Here is a 24,193-nt window from a genome sequence, read left to right on the forward strand (position 1 = left end):
CCGAAGGCCCGACAGGTCTTTTTCAAAGGAACCTCATCCACCGAAGTGGACGGGGTATCAACTTCTGGCGTTGATTTTTGGCACGCTGTTGAGTTCTCAAGGAACGGACGCTTCCTTTGTACTCACCCTCGTCGGGCTTTCCTCCGGGCTTTCGTTCTGTTCTTGCGTTTCCGACTCTATCAGACTCTTTCGGGCCTGACTTCCTCGGTGCTTTCCAGGTATTCGCTTTCGCGTTTTCCCTTTCCGGCGGTTCCGACTCTATCAGAAGTTCTCCACCGGATTTCCCGGCTTCGGATTCCTGAATGAGGAGTCGACTGTGCCCCGTCGGAATTCAATTCCTTTTGGGGGCGAGAGAGAGTTTAAACCATCGCTGCCGAACTTGTCCAGTTCGAGGCAACCGTTCGAATCTACCTCCCCGCGCGCTCCGTGTCAACGGTGTTTGCGGGACGACGAGGAGACTAGCAGCTCAACAGGCTTGTACGCACATCAGGCCGCGGTCGGGAGCGTCGCCGTCCGGTCGGCGGCCTCCACGTCGCCGACCTCGCCGGCGCGCGCGGCCCTGCCGCCCAGGACGAAGACGTAGAGCAGGAAGGCGACCTCGGCTGCGACGCCGATCGCGATGCGGGCCCAGGTCGGCAGGCCCGACGGGGTCACGAAGCCTTCGATCAGGCCCGAGATGAAGAGGACCACCGCGAGGCCGATGGCCATGCCGAGGGCGGTGCGGCCCTGTTCCGCGAGGGCCGTGCGGCGGGTGCGGGGGCCCGGGTCGATGACCGTCCAGCCCAGGCGCAGGCCCATGCCCGCGGCCACGAAGACAGCCGTCAGTTCGAGCAGGCCGTGCGGGAGGATCAGGCCGAGGAAGACGTCGAGGCGGCCGGCGGAGGCCATCAGGCCGAGGCCCACTCCGAGGTTGGCCATGTTCAGGAAGAGGATCCAGAGCACCGGTATCCCCAGGAACGCGCCCATGACCAGGCAGATCGCGGCCGCCTGGGCGTTGTTCGTCCACACCTGGGCGGCGAAGGAGCCCGCGGGGTGGCTGGAGTAGTACGTCTCGTACTGGCCGCCGGGCTGCGTGAGCGCCTTCAGGTCGTCGGGGGCGGCGATGGCGCCCTGGACTTCCGGGTGCGTGGCGATCCACCAGCCGATGAGCACGCCGAGCGCCGTCGAGAGCAGGGCCGTCGGTATCCACCAGCGGCGGCTGCGGTAGACCGCGGCCGGGAAGCCCACCGTGAAGAAGAGGGCGACGTCGCGCCAGCCGGACCGGCGGGTGCCCGTCACCGTGGCGCGGGCGCGGGCGATCAGCTGGGTCAGCCGACCGGTGAGCATCGGGTCCGGAGCGCTGGACTGGATCTGGGAGAGGTGGGTGGAGGTGCGCTGGTAGAGCGCGACGAGTTCGTCGGCCTCCTCGCCCGTGAGCTTGCGCCCGCGGCCCAGGAGCTGCTCCAGGCGGTCCCACTCCGCTCGGTGTGCGGTCACGAAGACATCGAGATCCATCCGGTTGCCGCTCCCCTGTCCCAGGTCCCCTGGCCACTGCCTATTCCTAGTGTGGTCAGCTTGGCAGACTGGATGCCGTTGGGGCGGGGCAGGTCACATGAGAGGTGCTGTGGTGAGCGATCTGGTGACGGGGGACGCTGTCGTCCTGGGATTGAGGCCCGCGCGACTGCCGAGCCGCGGGCTGGCGATCCTCCTGGACACGGCCGTGTACGTCACTGGATACGTGATCATCTCCATCGGGCTGACCATGGCGACCGCCTCGCTGGACCGGGCCGCCCAGGCCGCCGTGGGGGTGGCGGGCTTCCTGCTGTTCCTGGTGGGCATGCCGATCGCGGTGGAGACGCTCTCCCACGGACGTTCGCTCGGCAAGCTCGCCTGCGGGCTGCGGGTCGTGCGGGACGACGGCGGGCCGATCAGGTTCCGGCACGCTCTGGTGCGCGGGGCCCTGGGGTTCGTGGAGCTGCTGCTGACCTTCGGGTCGGTGGCGTGCATCGCCTCGCTGGCTTCGGAGCGGGGCCGGCGGCTCGGGGACCTGTTCGCGGGCACGCTCGTGGTCCGGGAGCGGGTGCCGGGGGCGCGGGTGATGCCGGTGCCCCCGCCGCCGCCGTGGCTGGCCGGGCGGTTCACCGGGCTGGACCTGTCGGCGGTGCCGGACGGGCTGTGGCTGGCGATTCGGCAGTACCTGACGCGGATGGACCAGCTGGATCCGCAGGTGGGTGCCGCGATGGCGGGCCGGCTCGCGGACGATCTGGTGGCGCGTACGGGGGCGCCGCCGCCGGCGGGGGTTCCGGCCGCCGCGTTCCTGATGGCCGTGGTGCACGAACGGCAGTCGCGTGACGCCGCCCGGGCCTTCCGGCCGGTCGCCGCTGCCGGGCCCGGTCCCGCACCCTTTTCCGCGCCCTTTTCCGCGCCCGGTTCAGGGTTCGCTCCCGCGCCGATGCCAACGCCGATGCCCGTCGCCGCACCGGGGCCTGTCGTGGCGCCGCCGGTTGCCCGGGTGGCACCCGAGGCGCCCGTGGAGGCTCCGCGCGCCGGCGGGTTCGCGCCGCCCGCCTGAGGGATCACTGCTCCTCGAAGGCCGAGGGCGGCGTCTCCAGGTGTTCGAGTTCGATCCCGGGGGCCGAGAGGACCACGTCTCCGGCGATGTGGATGGTGTGGACCTCGCCGGTGTCCAGCGCGCTGACCCGGTACTCGTCCACCAGGAGCGGGCCGCTGTCCGTGGGGTGTTCCTCGCGGGCCAGCAGGGCCCAGGCCTGGTCGACCGTACGGGGCGCCAGGACCGGGTCGGTGAGGGCGAGGAGCCGGACGCGGGTGGCCGGGGCGCCCGGGGTCAGGCGCAGCAGGCGGGTCGTGGCCACGAGGAAGGCCGGGGAGGTGCCGGTGAAGCCGGGGGCTGCGATGTTGCCCTCGGTGGGCTCGGTGCCGGTGGGGTCGGTACGGACCCAGGTGACGCCGTCGATGGCAGCGCCCCGCACCTGCCAGCTCGCGGCGTTGACCTCCAGCCGGATGGGGCGGCCCAGTTCGTCGATCGCCAGGTCGACGGAGCCCCGGTGGTCGCCGCCCGGGCCGGTGAGCTGGGAGACGTAGCGCCAGCCCGAGGGCCCGGGGGCGCAGTGGAAGTGCTCCTCGCCGAGCGGTGTGTGGTCGTGCGGGTCGTGGAGCGAGTAGCGGCCGCGGGGCATGGTGCGCACTCTTCTTGGGGTCGGGGGACGTGTCGGGGATACGGGCAGGCCCCCGGCACGGGTGCCGGGGGCCTGCTTCACGTGCTGCTGCCGCTGATCAGAGGCTGATCAGGGGTTGATCAGTAGCGGTAGTGGTCCGGCTTGTACGGGCCCTCGACCTGGACGCCGATGTAGGCGGCCTGCTCCGGGCGGAGCGTGGTGAGGCGGACGCCCAGGGCGTCCAGGTGCAGACGCGCGACCTTCTCGTCCAGGTGCTTGGGGAGCACGTAGACCTCGGTCGGGTACTCCTCCGGCTTGGTGAAGAGCTCGATCTGGGCCAGGGTCTGGTCCGCGAAGGAGTTCGACATCACGAACGACGGGTGACCGGTCGCGTTGCCCAGGTTCAGCAGACGGCCCTCGGACAGCACGATCAGGACCTTGCCGTCGGGGAACTTCCAGGTGTGGACCTGCGGCTTGACCTCGTCCTTGACGATGCCCTCGATCTTCGCGAGACCGGCCATGTCGATCTCGTTGTCGAAGTGGCCGATGTTGCCCACGATCGCCTGGTGCTTCATCTTGGCCATGTCCGCGGCCATGATGATGTCCTTGTTGCCCGTGGTCGTGATGAAGATGTCGGCCGTCTCCACGACATCGTCCAGGGTGGCGACCTGGTATCCGTCCATCGCGGCCTGCAGCGCGCAGATCGGGTCGATCTCCGTGACGATGACACGCGCACCCTGACCGCGCAGGGACTCCGCGCAGCCCTTGCCGACGTCGCCGTAACCGAAGACGACCGCCACCTTGCCGCCGATGAGGACGTCGGTGGCACGGTTGATGCCGTCGATCAGCGAGTGCCGGCAACCGTACTTGTTGTCGAACTTCGACTTCGTCACGGCGTCGTTCACATTGATCGCCGGGAACAGCAGGCTGCCCTCGGACATCATCTCGTACAGACGGTGCACACCGGTGGTGGTCTCCTCGGTCACACCGCGGATCTCGGACGCGAGCTGCGTCCACTTCTGCGGGGACTCGCCGAGGGTGCGGTTGAGCAGGGTGAGGATGTACGCGTACTCCTCGGAGTCCGCCGTCGACGGGTCCGGGGCCGCGCCGGCCTTCTCGAACTCGACGCCCTTGTGAACGAGGAGGGTGGCGTCACCACCGTCGTCGAGGATCATGTTCGGGCCACCGGTGGGGGTGTTCGGCCAGGTCAGCGCCTGCTCCGTGCACCACCAGTACTCCTCCAGCGTCTCGCCCTTCCAGGCGAAGACGGGTACGCCCTGCGGGTTCTCCGGGGTGCCGTTCGGGCCCACCGCGATGGCGGCGGCCGCGTGGTCCTGGGTGGAGAAGATGTTGCAGGAGGCCCAGCGGACGTCGGCGCCGAGGGCGACGAGGGTCTCGATGAGCACGGCCGTCTGCACGGTCATGTGCAGCGAGCCGGTGATCCGGGCACCGGCCAGCGGCTGCGCCTGGGCGTACTCGGCACGGATCGACATCAGGCCCGGCATCTCGTGCTCGGCCAGGGTGATCTCCTTGCGGCCGAACGCGGCAAGGGACAGGTCTGCGACCTTGAAGTCCATGGGTGCTGCTCCTCATGGTTCGAGAGGTGGGTACGGCTGGGCCGTGCGCCGTCCTGGGGACGGGACACCGAGCACAGTCCGTCGGGGGTCCTCTCTCCCCTCGGCCGGTCGCAAGGACCGCCCGACCCGCCATCAGCAGCGACGTCTGACACTGAGCACGAATCTACACCGATCGGTGGAGTGAGCCCCAGTCAGACGAGGAAGAAGCTGTCAGGTTATGTCAGGTCCTCCCGTCGGCAGGCTCCGGTCCCTGAGGGCTTCTGGCGCACCTCTCGGGTGCGCATGGGTGCCGTCGGCCGCGTCGGTTCTCGGGCGACCCTGCTGGTCAGGGGCCCGGAGGGGTTCCGTACGCTGCCCCGCGCACACGCACGAATCGAAGGGGTGGCTGATGGAACGCAGGCCTGGGCGGAGACTGGGGATCTGGGCGGTGGTGCTGCTGGTCTTCGGGACGGTCGTGCTGGTGGGCACCAGCGTCTACGGAGCCGTCGCGGCGCCGGCGCGGGGCTTCGACATGAGGGTCGCGAGCTCCGACTCGATGCTCCCCACGCTCACGCGGGGCAAGCGGGTGTGGTTCGAGGCCGGTCCGGTCCCGGACGTCCGGCGCGGCGACGTCGTACTGATCACGCTGCCGTGGATCCCCGACGGACCCGCTCTGGAGCGGGTGGTGGCGGTCGGCGGGGACCGGATCTCCTACACGCCGGGCGAGCCGACGCTCCGGCTGGGCGGCGAGCCGCTGGACGAGCCGTACATCAAGGACCGCACGGTGCCGGCGGCGATCGGGTTCGACGTCACCGTTCCCGAGGGCCGTGTCTTCCTCATGGGTGACAACCGGAACAACTCCTTCGACTCCTCCTTCAACATCGACGGGGAGAGCAGGGGAACGGCCCCGGTGTCGGCCGTGCTGGGCAGGAGGATCGAGACGCCCGTCGCGTTCCTGGCGGCCGGAGCCCTCGCGCTGTGCGGGGTCCCGGCCTTCCTCGCCGGTGCGGGGTTCGGGATCGCGGCTCTGGTGGCTCGGCGGAGGAAGCCCGTGCCCGCCGGGCCCGTTTGGGGTGCCGTGCGCGTCGACGAGCCGTAAAGGCCGACGCATGCCGAAGGCCCCCGCGGGCTGCTGCCCGCGGGGGCCTTCGCATGTGTGTGGCCGCCCGGTTACTTGGCAGCCTCGGGGCGGTAGATGTCCGGCTCCAGGTAGATCACCCGGGCGATCGGGACCGCCTCGCGGATGCGGGCCTCGGCGGCGTTGATCGCGTCGGCCACCTCGGTCGCGGTGTCGTTGCCCTCGACCGCGATCTTGGCGGCGACGAGCAGCTCCTCGGGGCCCAGGTGCAGGGTGCGCATGTGGATCACGCGGGTGACGACGTCCCCGTCGACCACTGCGGCCTTGATCTTCTCCACGTCCTCGATCCCGGCGGCCTCACCGAGCAGCAGGGACTTGGTCTCCGCGGCCAGCACGATCGCGATGGCGATGAGCAGGACGCCGATGCACAGGGTGCCGATGCCGTCCCAGATCCCGTCGCCGGTCAGCAGGGCGAGGCCGACACCGCCGAGGGCCAGCACCAGGCCGACGAGCGCGCCGAGGTCCTCCAGGAGGACGACGGGCAGCTCGGGGGCCTTGGCCCGGCGGACGAACTGGGTCCAGGTCTGCTTGCCCCGGATCTCGTTCGACTCCTTGATCGCGGTGCGGAAGGAGAAGGACTCCGCGATGATCGCGAAGACGAGGACGCCGACCGGCCAGTACCAGTTCGTGATCTCGTGCGGGTCGTGGATCTTCTCGTAGCCCTCGTAGATGGCGAACATGCCACCGACGGTGAAGAGCACGATGGAGACGAGGAAGGCGTAGATGTAGCGCTCGCGCCCGTACCCGAAGGGGTGCTGCGGCGTCGCCTCGCGCTGGGCCTTCTTCCCGCCGAGGAGGAGCAGCCCCTGGTTCCCGGAGTCGGCCAGCGAGTGGACGCTTTCCGCGAGCATCGACGAGGAGCCGCTGAAGAGGAATGCCACGAATTTGGCTACAGCGATGGCGAGATTGGCGGCGAGTGCCGCCACGATCGCCTTGGTACCGCCCGACGCGCTCATGGGTGCAGGGTGTCCTTCCTAGCCACTGACTACCGGCCGCACATTGTTGCAGCCGGCGGGAGGGACGCTGCGTCAGACCACCACGGTGGCGCGGAAGACCGTCCCGGTTCCTGACAGTTCGACCTTTTCGCCCGCCGGTACGAAGACCGATTCGCCAGGAGTCAGGGGCAGTTCGCCCGCCTGCGGGGAACCCGCCGTGCAGAGCAGGATCTGCGGGGCCCCGTGCGGGAGCACCCGGGGGGCACCGCCGGGCGCGAGGAGGAAGCGGGAGAGCCGGAATTCGTCGATGGGGGTCTCGTAGACCTCCTCGCCGTCGCCCTCCGGGCGCAGCAGGGTCGGGTCGCCGGGCTCGAACTTCGCGACCTTCAGCAGCTCGGGCACGTCCACGTGCTTCGGGGTGAGTCCGGCACGCAGCACGTTGTCCGAGTTGGCCAGCAACTCGACGCCGAGGCCGTCGATGTAGGCGTGCGGGACGCCGGCGCCGAGGAACATCGCCTCGCCGGGCTGGAGTCGGACGTGGTTGAGCAGCATGGCCGCGATGACTCCCGGGTCGCCCGGGAAGTGGTGGACCAGGGTCGCGTACGGGACGTAGGTGCCGCCGAGGCGCGTGACGGCCGCGGCGACCTCGCTCACGGTGTGGGCCATCTCGGCGCGGTCGGCGGTCAGAACGGCCGTCAGCATCTCGCGCAGGGCCGCCTCTTCGGGGTGCGCGCGCAGCAGGTCGACGTACGGCTTGAGGCTGTCCACCTGCAGGCCTTCGAGGAGGTCCGCGGCCTCCAGCGGCGGGCGGAAGCCGCACAGCCCGTCGAACGGGGTGAGCGCGCAGATCATTTCGGGCTTGTGGTTGGCGTCCTTGTAGTTGCGGTGGTCCGCGTCGATCGGGACCCCGCGGCGCTCCTCGTCCTCGAAGCCCGCCCTGGCCTGGTCCAGATCGGGGTGGACCTGGAGGGAGAGCGGCGCGCCGGCGGCGAGGATCTTGAACAGGAAGGGCAGCCGGGGGCCGAACCTGGCGACGGTGGCAGCGCCCAGCTCGCCTTCGGGGTCGGCGGCGATGACCTCCGAGAGCGCCCTCTCGCCCGTTCCGCGGTCGAGGCGGGAGGGTGCGCCGGGGTGGGCTCCCATCCACATCTCGGCCTGGGGCTCACCGGTGGGTGCGACACCGAGGAGTGTGGGGATGGCCGTGGTGGATCCCCAGGCATAGGGGCGGATCGTGTTCGTCAGGCGGTCCATCGTCGTCTTCCTGGATAGAGCTGGGTACGTCTGTGACTCAGCTGTGTCCCCCGGAAGCCAACGCCAGGTAGGCGGTGGCGAAATCCGTGACGGCGAGGAGCTCGGCGAGCTGCTCCAGCTCGACGCCCTCCTCCGGTTCGAGCTCGCTGACGGCCGTGTCGTGGCTGTGGGCGAGCTCGCGGGCGGCGGGGGCGGCGGTCAGACCGCCGGCCGGACGGTCACGCAGCAGAACGATGCGGGCGCGAAGCGCCTGGGGCTCTTCGACCCGGTCACGGAAGAAGTCGTCGGGGTCGGCTCCGGCGGCGAAGGCCCCGGCGAGCAGGATGCCGTGGGCGGGCAGTGCCTCGGGAAGCACGGCGGCCAGTGCGGGGCGACCGGCGAGCTCGGCGAGGGTGGCGGCGAACCGGCGGCCCGCGGGGGCGGCGCCGGTGCCCTCGCTCCAGATGAGCGGGAGGGAGTCGGCCAGCTCGGCGGCGAGGGTCTTGGCCGGGTTGGAGTAGGTGGCGATGGCCGGCCCGCAGCGTTCGGCCGTCCGGTCGAGCCGGTCGGCGACGAGCTGGAGGGTGTCCGGGGCCGCGGTGATCAGGCCGACCCTGTCGAGGAGCAGCAGCAGGGGCGTCAGCAGGGCCCACAGGGCGCCGGGGCCGGCCGCGGCGGACTCGTCGTACTCCTGGTACGGGGCCTTGGCCATCGGTACGAGGAGCCCGTGCGCGCCGTCCACGGCCTCGCTCAGCGGTGAGCGTTCGGGGGCGACGGCGACGACGGTGCAGCCGCGCCGGTAGGCCTGCTCGGAGAGGACCGCGAGTCCGGGCTCGGTGCCGTCGGTGGTGGCGAGGAGCAGCAGGTCCACGGGGCCGGCCCAGCCGGGCAGGGCCCAGCGCAGTGCGCCGGACGCGTGGGCGACGCCGGTGGGCTCCAGCCGGATGACGGGCGCGGAGGCCCCGGCGAGGGCGCCGAGCAGGTCGGCGACGCCGGTGGCGGCGGTGCCGGGTCCGGCGATCAGGACGGAGCGCGGGCGGCCGTCGGGGCGCAGCTCGGCGAGGCCGGCATCGGTCGCGTGCCGGGCGGCGGTACGGACTCTGGCTCCGGCCTCGGCCGCACCGCGGAGCAGGCCCCGGCGGTCGATGCGGGCGAGATCGTCCGGTGCGTCGAGGAGCGACTCGTCGAGCATGGCGGCCTCCGGCGGTGTTGACGGATCCAGGGTGGCGGAATCGGTCTCAGCGTCTGCGTGCGCGGTGCGGGCGCGGCTGGGGGTCAGGCGGGGCGGCGGGCCTCGTCCACGAGGAGCACGGGGATGCCGTCGCGGACCGGGTACGCGAGGCCGCAGTCCTGGCCGGTGCAGATCAGCTCGGGGGCCGTCTCGTCGGCCGACTTGTCCTCGAGGGGCGAGTGGCAGGCGGGGCAGGCGAGGATCTGCAGGAGGCCGGCTTCGAGCGGCATGGGGCGGTTCCCTTCGGGCATGTGGGTGGGGCGAGGTCAGCGTACCGCCGAGTCACCGCCGGTGCGGTGTCGTGGGGGCGGGTTGGACCGGGCTCCGCCCGGAGCGTCGTCTCAAACGCCGGCGGGGCTGGAAAGGGCGGGCGGGCGCGGCTGCGGGGAACCCGGCTCCGCCGGGCACCGGGCTCCGCCCGGACCCGCGCCTCAAACGCCGGCGGGGCTGGATGGGGCGGAGCCCGGTCCGGGGTTGTGTCAGGCGCGGATGAGGGTGAGGACCTCGTCGCGGACCTTGGCCAGGGTGGCCTCGTCCCGCGCCTCCACGTTCAGCCGCAGCAGGGGCTCGGTGTTGGAGGCACGGACGTTGAACCACCAGTCCCCGCCCGTCACCGTCAGGCCGTCGAGCTCGTCGAGGGTGACACCCTCGATATCTCCGTAGGCGTCCTTCACCGCGGCCAGCCGGGCCTTCTGGTCGCCGACCGTCGAGTTGATCTCACCCGAACCCGCATACCGGTCGTAGGAAGCCACCAGCTCCGACAGCGGACCGTCCTGACCACCCAGCGCCGCCAGCACGTGCAACGCGGCCAGCATGCCCGTGTCCGCGTTCCAGAAATCCTTGAAGTAGTAGTGCGCCGAGTGCTCACCACCGAAGATCGCACCCGTCCTCGCCATCTCCTCCTTGATGAAGGAATGACCCACCCGCGTACGCACCGGCGTGCCGCCGTTCTCCCGCACCACCTCCGGCACCGACCAGGAGGTGATCAGGTTGTGGATGACCGTCCCCGAACCGCCGTTGCGGGCCAGCTCACGCGCCGCGACCAGCGCAGTGATCGCCGACGGAGAGACGCCCACGCCCCGCTCGTCCACGATGAAACAGCGGTCCGCGTCACCGTCGAACGCGATCCCCAGATCCGCGCCCTCCGCCAGCACACGGGCCTGGAGATCCACGATGTTCTTCGGATCCAGCGGATTCGCCTCGTGGTTCGGGAACGTCCCGTCCAGCTCGAAGTACATCGGCACCACATCCAGCGGCAGCCCCTCGAACACCGTCGGCACCGTGTGACCGCCCATGCCGTTGCCCGCGTCCACCACCACCTTCAGCGGCCGGACCGACGCCAGGTCCACCAGACCCTTCAGATGCGCGGCATACCCGGGAAGGGAATCCAGCTCCGTCACCGCGCCCGGGGCCGTGCCCTCGGCAACCACCGGAGCACCGTCCCGCGACCACTTCTCCACCAGCGACCGGATCTGCGACAGACCCGTGTCCTGACCCACCGGAGCAGCACCCGCACGACACAGCTTGATGCCGTTGTACTGCGCCGGATTGTGCGAAGCCGTGAACATCGCACCCGGCAGACCCAGCGAACCCGACGCGTAATACAGCTGATCCGTCGAACACAGCCCGATCAACGTCACATCCACACCACGCGCCGCCGCACCCCGCGCAAAAGCAGCCGACAGACCCGGCGACGACGGACGCATGTCATGACCGATCACGATCGCCACAGCACCCGTGACCTCCACGAACGCCCCACCGAACAACTCGGCCAGCGACTCGTCCCACTCGTCCGGCACAACGCCACGCACGTCATACGCCTTGACGATGTTCGAAAGATCTGCGGCCACTGCCTGCCCTCCTGAAGGTCCTGTGCGGTTCAGCAAAACCTACCCTGAACCGGGAGCGGCTCTTCAGGCCGTCGGAGCGTCAGGAATCGGGCGATCTCAGGACGCGCAGGTGTCCGCGGCGGGTCTCACCGGTGGACGGGCCACCCTTGCCGGGGCTGCCGGGCTCGGCGGTGCGCCCCGGGGGACGGGCTGCTTCGCGCACGGCGTTGGCGAGGGCTTCGAGGTCGTCGCCACTGGGGCGGGACGGCCCGGAGCCGTCGGACAGGCGCACGACGTCCCAGCCCCGTGGGGCGGTCAGGCGCTCCGAGTGCTCGGCGCACAGGTCGTAGCAGTGGGGTTCGGCGTAGGTGGCGAGCGGGCCGAGAACTGCGGTCGAATCGGCGTAGACGTACGTCAGTGTCGCGACGGCAGGGCGGCCGCACGCAGTGCGCGAACAGCGACGTACAAGGCTCACGACGTTGGACGGTACCGCACTCTTGACCGGGCCGCGACGACTCCACCGCCGCGCACTCCCCCGTGTCGTGCTCGGAGCTACCCTGCGGGGGTGACCGACAGCCCTCTTCCTCCCTGCCCCGCAGAGCCCCCCGCCGGGGCCCGGACCGAGCCGCGCCCGCGTCGGCGGGACCGCCACGGGCGCGGGATGCGCGGTCCGGTGGCGCCCCCTCAGGTGCCGCTGGCGGCAAGCCGGTCCGAGCTGTTCGGGGATCTCGTACGGGATTCCGTGGAGCGGCTGGAGCGGCGCTGGCCGCAGCTGGCCGAGGTGGAGTTCCTGATCGGGGACGTCCCCGGCCCGCCGGGCGGTGCGGACGGCGGCTGGAACGACGAGGCGGTGCCGCTGGGCGCGGTGTCGGAGTCGCGCGAGGGGCGGCCCGCCCGGATCGTGGTCTTCCGGCGGCCGGTGGAGATCCGTACCAAGACGCGGGACGAGAAGGCGATGCTGGTCCACGAGATCGTGGTCGAGCAGGTGGCGGATCTGCTGGGGCTCTCGCCGGAGACGGTGGACCCCCGGTACGGCCAGGACTGACCTGCCGCGTACCGGGGCGCCCGTCATCCGGTCAACGGGTCCGTCAGGTCACCGGGTCAGGACCGAGAGGTCCTGGGCGGCCCTGGGGACCGAGACCGTGGAGTGGTCGTCCGAGAATCCCTGGACGGTGAACATCGCGATGCCGTCGTCCGGCAGGGACAGGGTGCGGGCCGCGTGGACCGGGCCGCCCGAGAGGGTTTCGACGGTGAGGGCGTAGGCGCCCTTGCCGCCCGCCGGGGCCAGGGTCAGCGTCTGCGTGGTGCCCGCCTTGACGGTGACCTCCTTGGAGGCCGGCTCGCCGCCCCCGGTGCCCGGTGAGGCCGTCACCTTGACCTTCGCGTCGGCGCCCGGGGCCGTCAGGGCCAGCAGGGTCGTGTTCTCCTCGGGCCGGTTGTCGGCCACGGTCGCCCGTGTCCCGACCGGCGCGGTGGCGGTGATGAAGCCGAGCTCCTGCTTGGCCCCGCTGCCGCGGACCACCCGTACCGCCGCGACGACCGGGGCGGACTTCTTGGGGTCGGCCGGGGTCAGGACCAGCGAACCGGGCTCGCCGCGGGTCAGGTCCTTCAGGTCCATGACCGCCGTCATACCGGCCTTGACGTGCAGCTGCTCGTTGCCCGCCGGGCTGATCGAGCCGCCCGGTCCGGCGAGGCGCACCTTCAGGTCCGCGTCCTCCTCGCCCGGTGCGAGGACGACCAGGCGTACGGAGGCGGCGTCCGCCGGGATGCCCGGCAGTACCAGCGAGCCCGCCGGATCGGCGGAGGCCGGCAGCCAGTCGGCGCCCACGCCCTCCTCGCCGACCTGCACCGATGCGCCCACCCGGCCGGCGCGCGTGGTCACGTGGGCGGTGGCGTCCGCGAGCTGGGCACCGGGGACGAGGGAGGACAGCAGGACGGTCTTGGTCGACTTGGGGTCGACCCGGATGCTCTCGCTGGCGCCGGCGTCGGGCTTGGCCGGTCCGTCCGGGCCGAAGAGCTTGATGTCGACGATGGCCGCGGCGTCGTCGGGGTTGGTGAGGTGGACGTAGTCCTCGCGGCCCTTGGCCGTGCTGACCGCGGGGAACCAGAAGTCGGTGCCGGGCGCGGTGCAGCCGACACCGAGCACGCCGCGGGCCCGGCCGACGGAGACCTTGGTGGTCAGCTGCGTGGTCCAGCCGGGGGCGAGGACGCCGTCGGCGCTGCCGGTGAGGGCGGGTGCGTCGGCGCCGCTGGCGGTGGCCCCGACGGGCTTGCCGGGCTCCTTGGGCTCCAGCACCGGCTTGGCGTCCTTGGTCGCGCCGAGCAGCCGGGCCGAGCCCTTGCCCGCGGGGGCGCCGGGGGTGAAGGACGTGTACGTGGTCTCGGCGATGTCCGAGGAGCTGGGCCCCGGGCAGACCAGCAGGGACCGTTCCACGGGCATCCGGGCGGCGGCCGGCCTGCCGTCGGAGGGCTTGCCGTCGGCGGCGGGTGCGGTGAGGGCGGCGACGCCGGTGAGGGCGGCCAGGGCCGCGGTCACCGCCGCCAGCGTCAGGGGTGCGCGCTGCTTCACTGCTGGGGGCTCCCGTCCGGACGCGGGTCGTGCGGTGCGTGGGGGTGGTGGGGGTCGTACGGCTGGTAGGGCTCGTACGGGTAGGGGTACTGCTGCTGGTCCGGGTCCTGGACCGGCTGCTGCGGGTACGGGGCCGCGTAGCCCTGCTGGCCCTGCTGGCCCTGCTGGTCGTACTGGCCCTGCTGGTCGTACTGCGGGTACGGGTCGTACGCGGGCTGCTGCTGGTCGTACGCGTAGCCGCTCTGGTCGCCGTACGCCTGGTACGCGTAGGTGTCCTCGCCGTACACCGGCTGCGCGGGGATCTGCGCGTACGGGTCGGCGACCGCGGCCGTCTCCACCGGTACGGGGGCCGGCTCGGCCTCGGCGCGCAGGCGGCGGGCGCGGCGGCCCTCGCCGGCCTCGCCCGGGCCGGGCTGGGACGGGAGCAGCGCCTCGTCCTCCGGCAGGTCGTCGTCGAGCTGCGCCCGGCGGCCGGGCAGGGCCATCACCAGGAGGACCAGGGCGAGGAGGCCCTGGGTCCAGTACCAGGCGGTCTGCAGCAGGGAGTCCTCGTGGACGAGGTCGAGGCGGCCGCCGTCGGCGGGCAGTTCGAAGCCCTGGGCCCAGCCGTCCAGGGTCTTCGGCTTGAGGGGCTTGCCGTCGAGGGTGGCCCGCCAGCCGGCGTCGGCCCGGTCGGCGATGCGCAGGACGCGGTCCGCGTCACCGGCGGGGATCTTGCTGTGGGCCTCGACGGGTCCGGCGGCGACGGGGATCGGTGCCTCGCCCTGCTTGCCGGAGACGATGACGGCGCGGGGCAGCCAGGGCTCGACGCCCCACAGGGCGGTGCCGTCCTGCTGGTGGCGACGGCTCAGGCCCGGGGTGGCGTCGAGGACGCGGCGGATCTCGTCGGGGCCGCCGGGGCGGAACATGACGAAGCGGATGGCGTAGGCGCTGAGCTGGCTGGACTGGTCGGCTCCGGAGCCGGCGACGAGGTTGGAGACGACCTTGTCGAGGCGGGCGTCGCCGCCGGTGCGGGCGGTGATCTCCGCGTCGCCGATGCGGCCGCCGGAGCCGCGGACGAGGCTGTAGGAGACGCTGGCGGGCGGGTCCAGGTCGAGGATCAGGGTGCGGGTCTGATTGTCGTCGCCGCCCGCGTCGGCGACGAAGGCGGGGACCTGTACCGGGTCGCGGCGCTGCAGCGGGCCGTCGGCGCCCGCGAGCATCCAGGTGGCGGCGGCGAACAGCGGGCCGACGGCGGCGGTCAGGGCGATGAGGGCGGCCAGCGGCTGGCGCCAGCCGAAGCTGCGGGCGGCGACGCGTTCCCTGGCTCCGTCGGCGCCGAGCGCGGCGGCCGCGAGCAGGGCGAGTCCGTACACGAGGGTGGCGGGGCCGGCCCAGCCGGTGCGGTTGACGAGGACGGCCAGGAGCAGCCCGGCGAGGGCGGCGGCCCAGGCGGTGCGGACGGCGAAGGCGCGGTCGGTGCGCAGCAGGGCGGCCAGGGCGGCGAGGACGATGCCGATGAGCAGCAGTCCGGCGCCGGTGCCGGGGCCGCCGGGGCTGATGGCGAGCAGGCCGAGGGCGTCGGCGGAGCCGGCTCCGTAGGGCAGTCCGGCCTCGTCCAGCAGGCGGCCGGGGTGCGTGAGCAGGCCCAGCGACCAGGGGGCGAGCACGATCAGCGGGACGGCGAGGGCGGCGAGCAGCCGCAGGCCGTACGCCTTCCAGTGCGCGCGGCGCAGGACCAGCGCGGCGGTCCCGAGGACGGCGGCGAGCGGCCACACGACGGGGGTGAAGGCTGTGGTGAGGGTGAGCAGCAGCGTGTACGTCCACACCGCGCGCCGGCCGCCCCGCCGGTCGGCGGCTTCCGCGCCGTCGCCGAGGTCGAAGGCTGCGACGGCTGCGCGGGCCATGAGGGGGAGCACGACGGCGAGGACGGCGGTGCCGAGGCGGCCGCCGGCGAGGGCTCCGGTCACGGCGGGGAGGAAGGCGTAGGCGATGGCCGCCCAGGCGCGCAGCAGCCGGGATTCGACGAGCGGCCGGGAGGCGAAGTAGGCGGCGAGGCCGGCGAGCGGGACGGATCCGACGAGCAGCAGGGTCAGTGCGGCCTGGGTGGAGCCGAACAGCAGGGTGGCGACGGTGCCGAGGACGGCCAGGTAGGGCGGGGCGGAGGCGGTGGAGCCGGTGCCGACGGCGTGCCAGCCGTCGGTGTAGGCGCCCCAGAGTTCGGAGCCGCTGCCGGGGGCGGGCAGCAGGGCGCCGCCCATGAGGGAGCCGCCGCCGATCAGGGTGCGGCAGGCCGCGAGGGAGACGGCCAGGAGGAGGCCGAAGAGGAGGGGCGCGGGGTTGCGGGCGAGCCGCTTGAGGCGGGCGAAGCGCTCGGCCTCGGGAAGGTAGTCGCCGTCCTCGCCGGGGGCGTTCAGGATGCTGCCGCCGCCGTGGCGGCCGGCGGGGGCGGCGTCGGTGTCGCGGTCGCCGCCGAAGTAGCCGGCGAGCTGTTCCGCGTTGGCCCGCAGGGAGGCTCCCGGCGGGGGGAAGAGCGGGCGCAGTTCGGCGGCGGGGACGGCGGGGCGTCTGCGGGCCTTGCGGGCGGCGAGGAGCCGGCCGGGGCGGAGCAGGGTGGCGAGGAGTCCGGTGAGCTCGTCGACGGCCTGGCCGGGGGCCTTGCCGATGAGGTAGGCGAGGGTGCGCAGCACGGTGCCGAGCAGGACGCGCAGCAGGACGTAGGGCAGGGCGCGGCCGGAGCTGTTGGCGAGGATCGTGTAGACGGCGCCGGCCTTGTCGACGCGGTGCGGGCTGGCCGTGGTGCGTCCGGCGCAGTCGACGGCGCGGCGTTCGCGGGCGGAGGCCTCGGCGTGCCGCAGGACGGCGTCGGGGGCGACGAGGACGGTGTGGCCGGCGCTCTGGGCGCGCCAGCACAGGTCGACGTCGTCGCGCATCAGGGGCAGGCGCCGGTCGAAGCCGCCGAGGTCCTCGTAGACGTCGCGGCGGACCAGCATGCCGGCGGTGGAGACGGACAGGACGGTGCGGACCTGGTCGTGCTGGCCCTGGTCCTGTTCGCGGCGGTCGAGGCCGGTCCAGCGGCGGCCGCTGCGGGCGATGGTGACGCCGGCTTCGAGGAGCTGCTTCTTGTCGTACCAGCCGCGCAGCTTGGGGCCGATGACGGCGGCGTCGGGGTTCTCCTCGGCGACGCGGAGCAGCTCGGTGAGGGCATCGGGTTCGGGGGCGCTGTCGTCGTGCAGCAGCCAGAGCCACTGGACGGGTTCGCCGTGGGGCAGGTCGGGGAGGTCGTACGTGTCGTCGCGCCAGGTGCGGCTGACGGGGTCCCAGCCGCTGGGGCGCTTGAGGTACGGGAGGTCCTCGGGGGTCAAGGTGCCTGCGGTGCGGGCGGCTTCGTCGACGGCGGTGCCGAATCCGGTGCGGCGGGCGAGGTGCAGGACGCTTTCGTCGCCGAGGGCCTCGGTGAGGAGGCGCGCGGATTCGTCGGCGCTGCCGGTGTCGGCGGCGATGTGGTTCTGCGCGGGGCGTTCCTGGCCGAGGAGGCCGGCGAGTGTCCGGGGCAGCCAGCGGGCGCCGTCGTGGGCGACGAGGACCGCGGTGACGACGTGCCGGGGAAACTCGGGTGTGGCGGGTGCCTGGTGGGAGCCCGCCGACTGGCTGTGCAGGGACATCGCTGTACGGCCCTCCGGCCTGGGGGTCCCCCGGACGGAGTCTGGGGGAGGGTCCGGGGGTGGTGTGCCCTCGGAGGCTGCTGGACAGCGCCCCACCCTAACGGCTGTCAAGACAGCGGTCCGCCTCCTGCGGGGAAGGTGCAGGAGGCGGACCGTTTGCCGTGCCGTGTGTCGTACTCGTTGTCCCGTTCGGTATGTCGTGCGATGTGCGGTAGGTGCCTGCCCGGTGGTGCGTCGGCCGTTTCAGACCGCTGCCTTTTTCAGGCGGCGGCGCTCGCGCTCGGACAGACCGCCCCAGATGCCGAATCGCTCGTCGTTGGCGAGGGCGTACTCAAGGCATTCGGAGCGGACTTCGCAGGCGAGGCAGACCTTCTTGGCCTCGCGGGTGGAGCCGCCCTTCTCGGGAAAGAAGGACTCGGGGTCGGTCTGGGCGCACAGAGCGCGCTCCTGCCACCCGAGCTCTTCGTCCGCCTCCTCGACCAGCAGTTCCTGAAACAGCTCGGTCATGTGCGCCCCTCGCTCTGTCTGTGCGTCCCCGTGACGATGCCGTCACTGATTGCTACGTAACGACACGAGTGAAATTACAAGTGCGTGGCTCCGGGGCAGTCAAGCCGAGATCTGCTATTGGGCCCCTTATTCACTCTGCGGAACCAAGCCTATGCAGAAAGTGTTCAAATCGCCAAAAATCGTGACACATGCCACCGGCACCACGAGATGCCGTCTTTACCCGTAATCCACGTGCCACCTCCGGGCGGGGTTGCGGTCCGGCCGGAGAAGCGGCGCAGATCACATTCAGGTCACGGATGTCCGGTTCTGGTTTGAGCCTCGACACAGCGCCACATCCCCTGCCCCACAGTGCACAAACCTTTCTCCGCGCACGGTAACCGGATGAGGTGAAACTTTTACACCAAACCGGACATTGGGTTGACAGTCAGGCCCCCGAGCCGTTCTCCTTGTTCGCATGTCAGCGCCCGCAGTCGCCACCCGGACCCCCATTCGTGGGTTCCTGTGCGCTGCCCAGGTTCGCTGTTGCTGTTGCAGCTGTTGATGCCCGCGGAGCCCCGGCTCCTTCGAGCTCCGGCCCGCCCCTGCAGCAACCGCCAGCACGACTGACATCCGTCGAGGTACCCCCCACGATGAACAGCACGCACAGCGCCACCTCCGCCGCTCCCGCCACCGTCGAGAGCGACCTCCAGATCGCCGGCGACATCCTCGCCGTCCAGCACCTCCTCCAGCCCGCCCGCGAACATCCGGCCACCGTCGCCGAGTTCGTCGGGCTCGCCCGCTCCATCGCCGAGGACCGCGCCGCCTGGGAGCACCTCGTCCAGTACGACGCCACCACCCGCTGGTACCACCGGCTGCGCACCGGCCCCGGCTACGAGGTCTGGCTGCTCAGCTGGGTCCCCGGCCAGGGCAGCGGCCCGCACGACCACGGCGCCTCCTCCGGCGTCATGACCGTGCTGCAGGGCGAGCTCACCGAGCACACCGCCCGCGGCGGGCTCACCCACCGTCCCGGCACCCAGCGCGTCCTCGCCCCCGGCCACGCACACGAGGTCGTCAACGACACCCTCGACGGAGCGGTCAGCCTGCACGTGTACTTCCCCGGCCTGACCGAAATGCCCATGCACAGCTGCTCCCCGGCCGAAACGGCTTCCGTACCCGCCTGACCGGCAGCCTGCCCTGACAGACTGTCCGCATGCGCATTGTTGTTCTGGCCGGCGGTATAGGCGGCGCCCGGTTCCTGTCCGGACTCAAGTCGGCCGTGCCCGACGCGGACATCACGGTCATCGGCAACACCGGTGACGACATTCACCTCTTCGGACTCAAGGTCTGCCCCGACCTGGACACGGTGATGTACACCCTCGGCGGTGGCATCAACGAGGACCAGGGCTGGGGCCGCAGCGACGAGTCCTTCACCGTCAAGGAGGAACTCGCGGCGTACGGGGTCGGACCCACCTGGTTCGGCCTCGGCGACCGCGACTTCGCCACCCACATCGTGCGGACCCAGATGCTCGGCGCCGGATACCCGCTGAGCGCCGTCACCGAGGCCCTGTGCGACCGCTGGCAGCCCGGCGTACGGCTGCTGCCCATGTCCGACGACCGGGTCGAGACCCACGTCGCGATCACCGAGGCCGGCACCGGCGAACGCCGCGTCATCCACTTCCAGGAGTACTGGGTCCGGCTGCGCGCCTCGGTGGACGCGGAGGCCGTCGTACCCGTGGGCGCCGAGCAGGCCAAGCCCGCCCCCGGCGTGCTGGAGGCCATCGCAGCCGCCGACGTGATCATCTTCCCGCCGTCCAACCCCGTGGTCTCGGTCGGCACGATCCTCGCCGTCCCCGGCATCCGGGACGCCGTGGCCTCCGCCGGGGCGCCCGTCGTGGGCCTCTCCCCCATCGTCGGGGGCGCGCCCGTGCGCGGGATGGCCGACAAGGTGCTCGCCGCGGTGGGCGTCGAGTCCACGGCCGCCGCCGTGGCCCTGCACTACGGGACCGGACTGCTCGACGGCTGGCTCGTGGACACCTCGGACGCGGACGCCGTCGCGGAGGTGGAGGCCGCCGGGATCACCTGCCGCGCGGTGCCGCTGATGATGACCGACCTGGAGGCCACCGCGGAGATGGCCCGGGCCGCACTGGAGCTGGCGGAGGCCTCCCGGTGACGCAGGTGCCCTCGTACGAGGTGCGGGCGCTCGACGGGATACCGGAGGTCGGGCCGGGCGACGACCTGGCGAAGCTGATCACGACGGCCGCCCCCGACCTGCGCGACGGGGACGTCCTGCTGGTCACCTCGAAGATCGTCTCCAAGGCCGAGGGCCGGATCGTCGAGGCGGACTCGCGCGAGGCCGCGATAGACGCCGAGACCGTACGGGTGGTCGCGCGCCGGGGTCCGCTGCGGATCGTCGAGAACCGGCAGGGCCTGGTCATGGCCGCGGCCGGCGTGGACGCCTCCAACACCGCCCCCGGCACGGTGCTGCTGCTGCCCGAGGACCCGGACGCCTCGGCCGCCGCGATCCGCGCCGGGGTGCGCGACGCCCTGTCCGTGGACGTGGGCGTGGTCGTCACGGACACCTTCGGCCGACCGTGGCGCACCGGGCTGACGGACGTGGCGATCGGCTCGGCCGGCGTACGGGTCCTGGACGACCTGCGCGGCGGCACGGACGGGCACGGCAATCCGCTGAGCGCGACGGTGGTGGCGACCGCGGACGAGCTGGCCGCCGCCGGTGACCTGGTCAAGGGGAAGGCCGCCGGCCTGCCGGTGGCCGTCGTCCGCGGGCTGGCCCACGTCCTGGGCGAGGGATCCTCCGCCCGGGACCTGGTGCGCTCCCCGGCCGACGACATGTTCCGGCTGGGGACCTCGGAGGCGGTACGGGAAGCCGTGACGCAGCGCCGTACCGTACGGGCCTTCACGGCGGAGCCGGTGGACCCGGGCGCGGTGCGGCGGGCGGTGGCGGCGGCCGTGACGGCCCCGGCCCCGCACCACACGACGCCGTGGCGGTTCGTGCTGCTGGAGTCCGAGGCCTCCCGGGTCCGGCTGCTGGACGCGATGCGGGACGCGTGGATCGCGGACCTGCGGGCGGACGGCAAGTCCGAGGAGTCCGTCGCGAAGCGGGTCAGGCGCGGGGACGTGCTGCGGGCCGCCCCGTACCTGGTGGTGCCGTGTCTGGTGACGGACGGAGCGCACCACTACGGGCACGCCCGGCGGGACACGGCGGAGCGGGAGATGTTCGTGGTCGCGATGGGCGCGGGCGTGCAGAACCTGCTGGTCGCGCTGGCCGGCGAGCGGCTCGGGTCGGCGTGGGTGTCCTCGACGATGTTCTGCCGGGACGTGGTGCGGGAGGTGCTGGAGCTGCCGCAGGACTGGGACCCGATGGGAACGGTGGCGGTCGGCCACCCGGCGGCGGCCCCGCCGGACCGGCCGGGGCGCTCGGCGGCGGACTTCATCGAGGTGCGGTGACGCCTGCGGCGAGCCCGTGCGACCGGCGGGGCCGTCCCCGCCCTGCCGGGCGAGCCCGTGTGACCGAGGGCGACGCGCGAGGCGCGGCGCCGTCCGCCGCGGGCCCGCCCTGATCGGCGAGGACCCGACAGGACCTAAGGCCGTCTCTTTCGGATCTTGTCGGCCGAGCCCGCGTTGTCCGGTGCCGTGCATCGCAAGGCGGAGGAGCTCCCCGCGTACTGGACGTACTCGGGAGCCCCGACAACACAGCGAGGTGCGGTGCCGGGCAACGCGGGCCCGACAAGATCCGAAAGAGACGGCCTAGAGGCGGCCGATGTCGCCGCGCGGCATGCGGGGCGCGCGGCGGGGCGGGGTGCGGCCCGCGAGCAGGATGAGGCGGGCCGCGCGGTGGCGCTGGCCGGCGTACGGGGCGAGGAGCTCCAGCATGGCGGCGTCGTCGGCGTCGCGGTCGCCCGCGAGGGCGTAGCCGATGATGCCCGGCAGGTGGAGGTCGCCGGTGGTGACCGCGTCGGGGTCGCCGTTGCTGCGCTGGAGGGTCTCGGCGGAGGTCCACGGGCCGATGCCCGGGACGGCCTCCAGCCGGCGCACGGCGTCGGGCAGGTCCATCGCGGCGGCCTCCTCCAGGCGGTCCGCCACCCGGGCCGCCCGCACGACGGTGGCGGAGCGCTTGGCGTCGACCCCGGCCTTGTGCCAGTCCCAGGACGGGATCATGGCCCAGGTGCGTGCCTCGGGCAGGACGTACAGCTCGGGGCCGGGGCCCGGCGCGGGCTCGCCGTACTGCCGGACGAGGCGGCGCCAGGCGCGGTAGGCCTCGTCGGCGGTGACCTTCTGTTCCAGGACCGTGGGGATCAGGGATTCCAGGACCAGGCCGGTGCGGGTGAGGCGCAGGCCGGGACGGCGGCGGTGGCTGGCGTGCACCAGACGGTGGCGGGGCACGAAGGCGGCGGGGTCGTCGCCCGCGCCGAGGAGCGCCGGCAGCTGTTCGAGGAACCAGCCGGCGCCGGGGCCCCAGGCCTCGGCGGTGATCTCGTGGCCGGTCCCGACGACGCGCAGGGTGGCGGCGAGGCCCTCGGGGCTGCGGCCGGTACGCCAGACGGAGCCGTCGGGGGTGGTGCGGAAGGTCGGGTCGCCGGGGCCGCGGCGCAGCGGGCCGAGGACCAGCCCGAGGTCGACGGGGCCGTCGGGGGTCCAGCGGCGTTCCTTGGCCCCGGTGGCGGCCCCTGGGACGGCGCCGGTGGCGGCGCGGACGGCGGGTACGTCGGTCCGGCCGCCGCGGACGGCGGCGCGGGTGAGGGGATCGAAGCGGCCGGCCATGCCCCGAGCGTAGCGCTGCCCGGCCGAGTCCCCGGAGCCCTGGATGTTCCCGCCCCGCCTGCGTTCGAGGCGCAGGGGTCCGGGGAGCCGGGGGCGGGGGCCGGGAGCCGGGGGCGGCACCCCCGGCAACGGCGCCGACCCCGCCGACCCCGCCGAAGGCTACGGCCGGCCCTGGAGCTTGGCCGAGGCCGTACGGGTCGTGCCCAGCTTGCCGTAGAGCTTCGTGCCGGGGCACTGGGTGGCGAAGCCGTCCCGGTGGCCGGAGATGACGTTCATCGACACGAGCTTCCCCTTGGGGAAGCGGTTCCCTCCGCCCGATGTCAGGGTCGTCTTCGCGCGCGGGTCCCGGCCGAAGAGGCCGAGCTTCCAGGCCGTGAGGCGGGCGACCGCGTCGACCGCCACCGCCGGCGGGGCGCTGGAGGTGAAGGTGCCCAGTACGGCGACGCCCATGCTGTTGGTGTTGAAGCCCATGGTGTGCGCGCCGAGGACCGCCTTGGAGACTCCGCCCGCGCGGCCCTCGTAGACCGTGCCGCACTTGTCCACGGCGAAGTTGTAGCCGAAGTCCCGCCAGCCGCTGCTGATCACGTGGTAGCGGTACAGGCTGCGCAGGACCGCGGGGGCGTCCTTGCAGGCGTAGTTGTTGCCGGAGGCGCTGTGGTGGACGAAGGCCGCCTTGACCGTGCTCGTGTAGACGAAGCCCGACTCGCGCAGGCCCTCGTCGGCGCCCCAGCCCTTGCGGGTGACGATCCGCGGGCGCGGGCCGATGAACGGGGCGGCGGCCGCGGTCAGCCCGCCGTCGCTCGCGAAGATCGCGTCGGCGGTGGAGTCGGCCTTGTCGAGGGCGGTGATCTCGTTCGCGCCGAGCGAGGCGTGCGGGAGGTTCGCGGACGAGGACTCCGCCATCTCCATCGTCATGGCGGGCACCGCGACCTCGCCCTTGCCGTCGCCCTCGGGGCCGGTGTTCTTGCCGTCGGAGCCCGCGGCGGGGGTTTCCTCGCCCGGATCGACCAGCTCGATCCGCATGCCGGTGGGCAGCCGGGAGGGGGCGCGTGTGGTGGGGGCGCCGGGTTCCGCCTGGACGCGGATCTCCACGCCGTCGGACTCGCCCACCCACAGCGGGGCGGTGGCGCCGCGGATCCGGCGGGAGCCGCGTTCCGCCGCGTCGGGGTCGGCGGCGTGCTCGCCGTTGTGGGTCTCGACGTCCTGCCAGTCCGACCAGGTGGCGGTCAGGGTGGAGCGGGTCCGTACCTGGACCCGGCCGTGCAGTTCGGTGGCGGCGTCGTCCCAGACCACGCCGACCAGGGAGAACGTCTTGACCTCGCGTGCGGTCAGGCCCTGCGTCTCCGGGCGGGCCGGGGAGGCGCTCATTCCGGGTACTCCGGGCGTGCGCGTCGCCGCGGGTCCCAGGGGGACGAGCGGCAGCGATTGGGTGGACCCGGCGGGGGCTACGGGGGCGGTCTCGGCCAGGGCGGGAGTGGGGAGCGCGAGGGGCAGGGCCAGTACGGCGGCCGTCGCGACGCCGATCGAAGAAGCAAGGAATCCACGCATGAAAAGGATGGTGAGCACGCTCACCGCCCGGCGCCATCCGAGATCTGACGCTCCGTCCGACCCGCCCGGCGCACCCCTCCCCCGTACGGAGGA

The 24,193-nt window shown here is 72.6% G+C and carries 20 protein-coding genes; 6 read left to right on the forward strand and 14 right to left on the reverse strand.

Features of this window, described 5'->3' with window-relative positions:
• Positions 1 to 486 precede the first annotated feature (486 nt).
• Positions 487 to 1,494 carry a stage II sporulation protein M gene (locus OG444_RS15660; RefSeq protein WP_327262757.1) on the reverse strand — a complete coding sequence of 336 codons (1,008 nt, stop codon included), beginning with the start codon at positions 1,492 to 1,494 and terminating at the stop codon, positions 487 to 489.
• Between the two features lie 112 nt (positions 1,495 to 1,606).
• Here OG444_RS15660 and OG444_RS15665 point away from each other — a divergent pair, with 112 nt between their 5' ends.
• Positions 1,607 to 2,551, forward strand: coding sequence for an RDD family protein (locus OG444_RS15665; RefSeq protein WP_327262758.1), 945 nt, complete (start codon positions 1,607 to 1,609; stop codon positions 2,549 to 2,551).
• Positions 2,552 to 2,555: 4 nt separating this feature from the next.
• Here OG444_RS15665 and OG444_RS15670 read toward each other — a convergent pair whose 3' ends face one another.
• Both OG444_RS15670 and ahcY read right to left on the reverse strand, forming a co-directional pair.
• A complete protein-coding gene (locus tag OG444_RS15670) occupies positions 2,556 to 3,176 on the reverse strand; it encodes a hypothetical protein (RefSeq protein ID WP_327262759.1) in 621 nt (206 codons plus the stop codon).
• Positions 3,177 to 3,295: 119 nt separating this feature from the next.
• Entirely contained in the window at positions 3,296 to 4,732 is a 1,437-nt protein-coding gene (gene ahcY / locus OG444_RS15675; RefSeq protein ID WP_327262760.1) for an adenosylhomocysteinase, read from the reverse strand.
• 388 nt (positions 4,733 to 5,120) lie between these two features.
• Between ahcY and lepB the strand changes: the two genes are divergently transcribed.
• Positions 5,121 to 5,810 (forward strand): signal peptidase I, encoded by a 690-nt coding sequence (lepB, locus tag OG444_RS15680; protein ID WP_327262761.1) that lies wholly within the window; start codon positions 5,121 to 5,123, stop codon positions 5,808 to 5,810.
• A gap of 71 nt (positions 5,811 to 5,881) precedes the next feature.
• Here lepB and OG444_RS15685 read toward each other — a convergent pair whose 3' ends face one another.
• From OG444_RS15685 to OG444_RS15710, 6 genes are all read right to left on the reverse strand, one after another.
• Positions 5,882 to 6,805 (reverse strand): cation diffusion facilitator family transporter, encoded by a 924-nt coding sequence (locus OG444_RS15685; RefSeq protein ID WP_327262762.1) that lies wholly within the window; start codon positions 6,803 to 6,805, stop codon positions 5,882 to 5,884.
• 72 nt (positions 6,806 to 6,877) lie between these two features.
• Complete coding sequence (manA, locus tag OG444_RS15690; protein WP_327262763.1) at positions 6,878 to 8,035, reverse strand: mannose-6-phosphate isomerase, class I; 1,158 nt, start codon at positions 8,033 to 8,035, stop codon at positions 6,878 to 6,880.
• A gap of 37 nt (positions 8,036 to 8,072) precedes the next feature.
• The gene (locus OG444_RS15695; protein WP_327262764.1) at positions 8,073 to 9,206 is read right to left on the reverse strand and encodes an SIS domain-containing protein; all 1,134 of its coding nucleotides are present in this window, start codon (positions 9,204 to 9,206) and stop codon (positions 8,073 to 8,075) included.
• Between the two features lie 83 nt (positions 9,207 to 9,289).
• Entirely contained in the window at positions 9,290 to 9,475 is a 186-nt protein-coding gene (locus OG444_RS15700) for a Trm112 family protein (protein ID WP_030015246.1), read from the reverse strand.
• A 249-nt stretch (positions 9,476 to 9,724) separates the two neighbouring features.
• Complete coding sequence (locus tag OG444_RS15705) at positions 9,725 to 11,095, reverse strand: phosphomannomutase/phosphoglucomutase (protein ID WP_327266798.1); 1,371 nt, start codon at positions 11,093 to 11,095, stop codon at positions 9,725 to 9,727.
• Between the two features lie 79 nt (positions 11,096 to 11,174).
• Positions 11,175 to 11,549 (reverse strand): DUF3499 domain-containing protein, encoded by a 375-nt coding sequence (locus tag OG444_RS15710; RefSeq protein ID WP_327262765.1) that lies wholly within the window; start codon positions 11,547 to 11,549, stop codon positions 11,175 to 11,177.
• 90 nt (positions 11,550 to 11,639) lie between these two features.
• Between OG444_RS15710 and OG444_RS15715 the strand changes: the two genes are divergently transcribed.
• Positions 11,640 to 12,119: a metallopeptidase family protein gene (locus tag OG444_RS15715; RefSeq protein WP_383195702.1), complete on the forward strand. Its 480-nt coding sequence runs from the start codon at positions 11,640 to 11,642 to the stop codon at positions 12,117 to 12,119.
• Between the two features lie 48 nt (positions 12,120 to 12,167).
• Here the strand turns inward: OG444_RS15715 and OG444_RS15720 are convergent, their stop codons facing one another.
• The 3 genes from OG444_RS15720 to OG444_RS15730 all read right to left on the reverse strand — a co-directional run bounded on the left by OG444_RS15720 (position 12,168) and on the right by OG444_RS15730 (position 17,794).
• Positions 12,168 to 13,643 carry a DUF5719 family protein gene (locus OG444_RS15720; RefSeq protein ID WP_327262766.1) on the reverse strand — a complete coding sequence of 492 codons (1,476 nt, stop codon included), beginning with the start codon at positions 13,641 to 13,643 and terminating at the stop codon, positions 12,168 to 12,170.
• A complete protein-coding gene (locus tag OG444_RS15725) occupies positions 13,640 to 17,287 on the reverse strand; it encodes a glycosyltransferase family 2 protein (RefSeq protein WP_327262767.1) in 3,648 nt (1,215 codons plus the stop codon). The genes OG444_RS15720 and OG444_RS15725 overlap by 4 nt, the downstream gene beginning before the upstream one ends.
• 243 nt (positions 17,288 to 17,530) lie before the next feature.
• Positions 17,531 to 17,794, reverse strand: coding sequence for a WhiB family transcriptional regulator (locus tag OG444_RS15730; protein WP_003983763.1), 264 nt, complete (start codon positions 17,792 to 17,794; stop codon positions 17,531 to 17,533).
• Positions 17,795 to 18,423: 629 nt separating this feature from the next.
• Between OG444_RS15730 and OG444_RS15735 the strand changes: the two genes are divergently transcribed.
• The 3 genes from OG444_RS15735 to OG444_RS15745 are packed head-to-tail and all read left to right on the forward strand — an operon-like array spanning position 18,424 to position 21,238.
• The gene (locus OG444_RS15735) at positions 18,424 to 18,954 is read left to right on the forward strand and encodes a cysteine dioxygenase (RefSeq protein WP_327262768.1); all 531 of its coding nucleotides are present in this window, start codon (positions 18,424 to 18,426) and stop codon (positions 18,952 to 18,954) included.
• 29 nt (positions 18,955 to 18,983) lie between these two features.
• On the forward strand, positions 18,984 to 19,943 hold the full coding sequence (cofD, locus tag OG444_RS15740) for a 2-phospho-L-lactate transferase (RefSeq protein ID WP_327262769.1): 960 nt from the start codon (positions 18,984 to 18,986) through the stop codon (positions 19,941 to 19,943).
• Complete coding sequence (locus OG444_RS15745; RefSeq protein WP_327262770.1) at positions 19,940 to 21,238, forward strand: coenzyme F420-0:L-glutamate ligase; 1,299 nt, start codon at positions 19,940 to 19,942, stop codon at positions 21,236 to 21,238. Before cofD ends, OG444_RS15745 begins: the two co-directional genes overlap by 4 nt.
• Before the next feature lie 300 nt (positions 21,239 to 21,538).
• On the opposite strand, the gene OG444_RS15750 is transcribed toward OG444_RS15745, so the two are convergent.
• Both OG444_RS15750 and OG444_RS15755 read right to left on the reverse strand, forming a co-directional pair.
• Entirely contained in the window at positions 21,539 to 22,552 is a 1,014-nt protein-coding gene (locus tag OG444_RS15750) for a DNA-3-methyladenine glycosylase family protein (RefSeq protein ID WP_327262771.1), read from the reverse strand.
• Positions 22,553 to 22,711: 159 nt separating this feature from the next.
• Positions 22,712 to 24,100 (reverse strand): peptidoglycan recognition protein family protein, encoded by a 1,389-nt coding sequence (locus OG444_RS15755; protein WP_327262772.1) that lies wholly within the window; start codon positions 24,098 to 24,100, stop codon positions 22,712 to 22,714.
• Positions 24,101 to 24,193 lie beyond the last annotated feature (93 nt).

Source organism: Streptomyces sp. NBC_01232 (assembly GCF_035989885.1).
In the GTDB taxonomy this organism is placed as follows: domain Bacteria; phylum Actinomycetota; class Actinomycetes; order Streptomycetales; family Streptomycetaceae; genus Streptomyces.

Coding starts and splice junctions, on each gene's coding strand:
- OG444_RS15660 (WP_327262757.1), bottom strand. CDS start 1,494: ATGGATCTCGATGTCTTCGTGACCGCACACCGAGCGGAGTGGGACCGC.
- OG444_RS15670 (WP_327262759.1), bottom strand. CDS start 3,176: ATGCCCCGCGGCCGCTACTCGCTCCACGACCCGCACGACCACACACCG.
- ahcY (WP_327262760.1), bottom strand. CDS start 4,732: ATGGACTTCAAGGTCGCAGACCTGTCCCTTGCCGCGTTCGGCCGCAAG.
- lepB (WP_327262761.1), top strand. CDS start 5,121: ATGGAACGCAGGCCTGGGCGGAGACTGGGGATCTGGGCGGTGGTGCTG.
- OG444_RS15685 (WP_327262762.1), bottom strand. CDS start 6,805: ATGAGCGCGTCGGGCGGTACCAAGGCGATCGTGGCGGCACTCGCCGCC.
- manA (WP_327262763.1), bottom strand. CDS start 8,035: ATGGACCGCCTGACGAACACGATCCGCCCCTATGCCTGGGGATCCACC.
- OG444_RS15695 (WP_327262764.1), bottom strand. CDS start 9,206: ATGCTCGACGAGTCGCTCCTCGACGCACCGGACGATCTCGCCCGCATC.
- OG444_RS15700 (WP_030015246.1), bottom strand. CDS start 9,475: ATGCCGCTCGAAGCCGGCCTCCTGCAGATCCTCGCCTGCCCCGCCTGC.
- OG444_RS15725 (WP_327262767.1), bottom strand. CDS start 17,287: ATGTCCCTGCACAGCCAGTCGGCGGGCTCCCACCAGGCACCCGCCACA.
- OG444_RS15730 (WP_003983763.1), bottom strand. CDS start 17,794: ATGACCGAGCTGTTTCAGGAACTGCTGGTCGAGGAGGCGGACGAAGAG.
- OG444_RS15735 (WP_327262768.1), top strand. CDS start 18,424: ATGAACAGCACGCACAGCGCCACCTCCGCCGCTCCCGCCACCGTCGAG.
- cofD (WP_327262769.1), top strand. CDS start 18,984: ATGCGCATTGTTGTTCTGGCCGGCGGTATAGGCGGCGCCCGGTTCCTG.
- OG444_RS15750 (WP_327262771.1), bottom strand. CDS start 22,552: ATGGCCGGCCGCTTCGATCCCCTCACCCGCGCCGCCGTCCGCGGCGGC.
- OG444_RS15755 (WP_327262772.1), bottom strand. CDS start 24,100: ATGCGTGGATTCCTTGCTTCTTCGATCGGCGTCGCGACGGCCGCCGTA.